Source organism: bacterium (assembly GCA_040757115.1).
Lineage (GTDB): Bacteria > UBA9089 > CG2-30-40-21 > CG2-30-40-21 > SBAY01 > JBFLXS01.
Map to the genome: position 1 here is coordinate 1 of JBFLYA010000324.1, position 3,624 is coordinate 3,624.

Consider the following 3,624-nt stretch of genomic DNA (forward strand, 5'->3'; position numbering starts at 1 on the left):
CCTGCCCTTCGTGCTCTTTGTGGTGAATAGTTACGAAATTTTTTTCTTCAATTATTGAAAAGTCTAAATGAATTTCCATCGTTGTAATATAAACTTTGGAATTTGGTGTTTGGGATTTGGTGCTTGGGATTTGGTGCTTGGAATTTGGAATTTATTTGGAATTTGGTGCTTGGAATTTGGAATTTATTTGGAATTTGGTGCTTGGAATTTGGAATTTCTATCTAATCTGTCCACTAAAAGATGTGGGTAATGATTAGGCCAAGGGGGGACATCAATTGAGTAGCGACAGAGCACTAGCATAATGGTGGAAATAGTGTAAGAAAAGGGGATATGGGGATTATGAAGATAGGGAGATATTATTAAAAAAATTGAAATTAGTAGAAACTAATAGAAATTTATGGAAATTTGTTGTTTTCCACAATCAATTTCTACCTATTTCTATAAATTTCAATCTATTTCTATTATCTTATCTCCATATCACTTTTATCTCCTTATCCCCTTTCTTACACTTTTGATATATAGCCTGAACGGTTACAAACAGTCTAACAACCATTGAAAAATAAAGATGGGGAAGAAAAAAACTAAAAAGAAAAAAAATACATCAACTTTCTGGCAAAATATTTTTAGTCTAAAAGAAGATATTATCTCGATAAAACCATTTGATTCCACAGAATATATTTGTGGGATTATTGTGTTTTTAGCTATTTTTTTGATTTATTTGAAAACCCTTACACCAGATATAGGATTTCATGATTCAGGAGATATGATACCTGCTTCTTTTCATCTTGGCATCTGTCATCCCCCCGGCTATCCTTTTTATAACCTTGTGGGAAAGACATTTTCAACACTCCTGCCCATAGGTAATATTGCGTATCGGTTCAATTTAATGTCCGCTATCTTTGCCTCTTTAGCGTGTATGATGGTGTATTTTATTACTTTAAAAGTAGGAAGTAGGAAGTGGGAAGTAGGAAGTAAAGAGAATAAACTCATCACTCATCTCTTATCCTTCATCCCTGCGGTGGTAGCAAGTTTTATGTTAGCATTTGCCGTTACCTTCTGGGAACAGGCAGTAATCGCCGAAAAATATGCTCTGAATGCCTTATTTGCCACATTGCTAATCTTCATCTTACTAAAGTGGGCAGAAGTAGTAACTACGGAGCGTGGAGCAGAGAGAACAGAGGGAAAAACTCAAAACTATCTTTACCTCTTCGCCTTCACCTTTGGCTTATCCTTCACCCACCATATGCAAACAATCTACCTGGTCCCGGCAAGTATATTTTTCATCATCGCAGTTTGTTATAAATATAAAATATCTTCACTCTTCACTCTTTACTCTTTATTTAAACTTTCTTGTATATTCATCCTGCCATTATTTCTATATTTGTATCTTCCTATCCGTGCCGCTTTTCATCCACCACTCAACTGGGGAGACCCAATAACACTTCCTCGATTTATGGATTACATCACCTTAAAGGCTTATGCTCATTTTTTTGTCTCCTCTCCACAAGTCTGGTTGCAAAACCTCAAACATCATCTAACCCACTTTTTTACCCATCAATTTACCTTATGGATTGTCTGGTTAGGAGTGATAGGATTGATCTTACTGATTGTCAAAAGAAAAATTACTGGTTTATTTTTACTTTTGATTCTTTTGACGGATATTGCCGCATCTATTCGATACGGTATTTCTAACATAGAGGATTACTACATTCCTGGTTTTATCATTTTCAGTATTTTTATTGGGTATGGAATTATGAGTATTGGAAAACTACTCTCATCTGTGGTCCGTAGTCCATTGATTATAACTCCGTTTATTTTTCTTCCCATCATTCCTTATACCACGCATCATTTTCATTGTAACCACTCTAATTATTTCTTTGCCCATGATTTAGCGGTAAGTTTATTAAAAAATTTAGATACAAATGCCGGGCTTTTCTTGAAAGGGGATGTAAATGGTTTTCCGGTATGGTATCTTCATTATGTAGAGAATACCCGCAGGGATGTAGCTTTGATAGATACACCATTTTTATTTCAGGATTGGTATGCTCAGGAGATAAAATACAAATATCCGGAACTGGAATTTAACCTTTATCCAACACAAGGCACAGAATTAGGCAAAGCAAGGTTTGATGAAATCTTGATAAATAATTTTAATAAGCGACCTTTTTATCAATATTCAGACGAACCTATGCCCAAAGGTTTTACAACTATACCAGTTTGGTTTTTCCTGAAGATATTAAAGACTGACACCTCCAATGTAACGATATTAAAAGAATTAGAAAAAGGTGCAACGGAAATGGTTTTGCGTGGCGTAGATAAGTTAGAGGTTTCAAAAGATGCAAAGGCGTTTGATGTCATTCGCAATTGTGCGGGAGGATATAACAATCGGGGAAATAACTATCTAAGTATGGGGATGAATGATGAGGCAATTGAAGAACTTAAAAAATCAGCTAATATTGACTCCAATTTACCCATAGTCTATTACAATCTTGGTCGGGCTTATTCTAATAAAAAAATGGTAAATGAGGCGATTGTTAATTTCAAAAAGGCGGTTGAATTAAATCCCAATTTTAAAGATATTCACCGCACCATCGGAGGACTTTATGAAAATATAGGCAAAATCGATAATGCAATATTTGAGTATCTTCAAGAGGCAAAAGCCTTTCCCTCAGTTGAATTATACACCACATTAGCGCGACTTTATTATGGAAAAAAACAGATTGACAGGGTCATCGAACAATGTCAAAATATACTTCAATTAGAGCCAGATAATTACGAGGCACGAAAAAACTTAGCCTCGCTTTATTTTACTCAAAAACGATTTCCAGATGCACAAAGGGAACTTACTACACTTCTCAGTAAGTATCCAAATGATAGCTATGCTCAAAATATGCTGATGACAATTCAAAAAACTCCATAACAACATAAGTATTCTTAAACATAAAAAATTCCTTGCAATAGTTTTATATATATGTTAGACGGTTTAAGTTGAGAGCGTTACATAGAGTTTCCAGCAATATCCACAGTTTAAGGAATCAGTTTAACATATCCAGTGGACTTTGTACCCCCATCCCACCCTTATTAATCACATGGGTATAAATCATGGTCGTGGACACATCCTTATGACCGAGTAATTCTTGCACGGTGCGAATATCATATCCTTTCTCCAGTAAGTGTGTAGCAAAGCTATGTTGAAATGTATGAGGGCTAACTGGTTTTGAAAGACCAACTGCACGAGCAGCACTATAGATTGCTCTTTGCAGCCCACTTTCATTGACATGATGCCGACGCATCGCTCTATATGACCAAAGTTACCCAATTCAATTTCAAGAACATGTTTATAGAGGAAGACAATAGCATTAAGAGCTTGATTTTGTGTAGTTGCAGAAACATTCTGTTTAGTTGCCAGGTAAGAAAGATACTGCGAGATTTCCTTCTCTCCCATATATTTTGGATGCTTTTTGTTATGGAAAAGTACAAATCGCTTTACCCACTCCACATAAGTTTGTTCAGTACGAATTGAGTAATGTTTTTTCCGCATAACATCACTAACTTGTTCCAGAAGATTCATCTGATATCCTCACTTTCAGTATTTTCTAAATTCAATATTATAATAATAATACA

General features: G+C 35.2%; 2 protein-coding genes and 1 pseudogene. 2 read left to right on the forward strand and 1 reads right to left on the reverse strand.

What is annotated here, in order from left to right; genetic code table 11:
- The first annotated feature begins 397 nt into the window (after positions 1-397).
- Positions 398-556, forward strand: a complete 159-nt coding sequence (locus tag AB1422_17910; protein MEW6621178.1) for a hypothetical protein — start codon at positions 398-400, stop codon at positions 554-556.
- A gap of 9 nt (positions 557-565) precedes the next feature.
- Complete coding sequence (locus tag AB1422_17915) at positions 566-2,920, forward strand: DUF2723 domain-containing protein (GenBank protein ID MEW6621179.1); 2,355 nt, start codon at positions 566-568, stop codon at positions 2,918-2,920.
- 115 nt (positions 2,921-3,035) lie between these two features.
- Here the strand turns inward: AB1422_17915 and AB1422_17920 are convergent.
- Positions 3,036-3,571 (reverse strand): annotated as a pseudogene (locus tag AB1422_17920) (phage integrase N-terminal SAM-like domain-containing protein).
- Positions 3,572-3,624 lie beyond the last annotated feature (53 nt).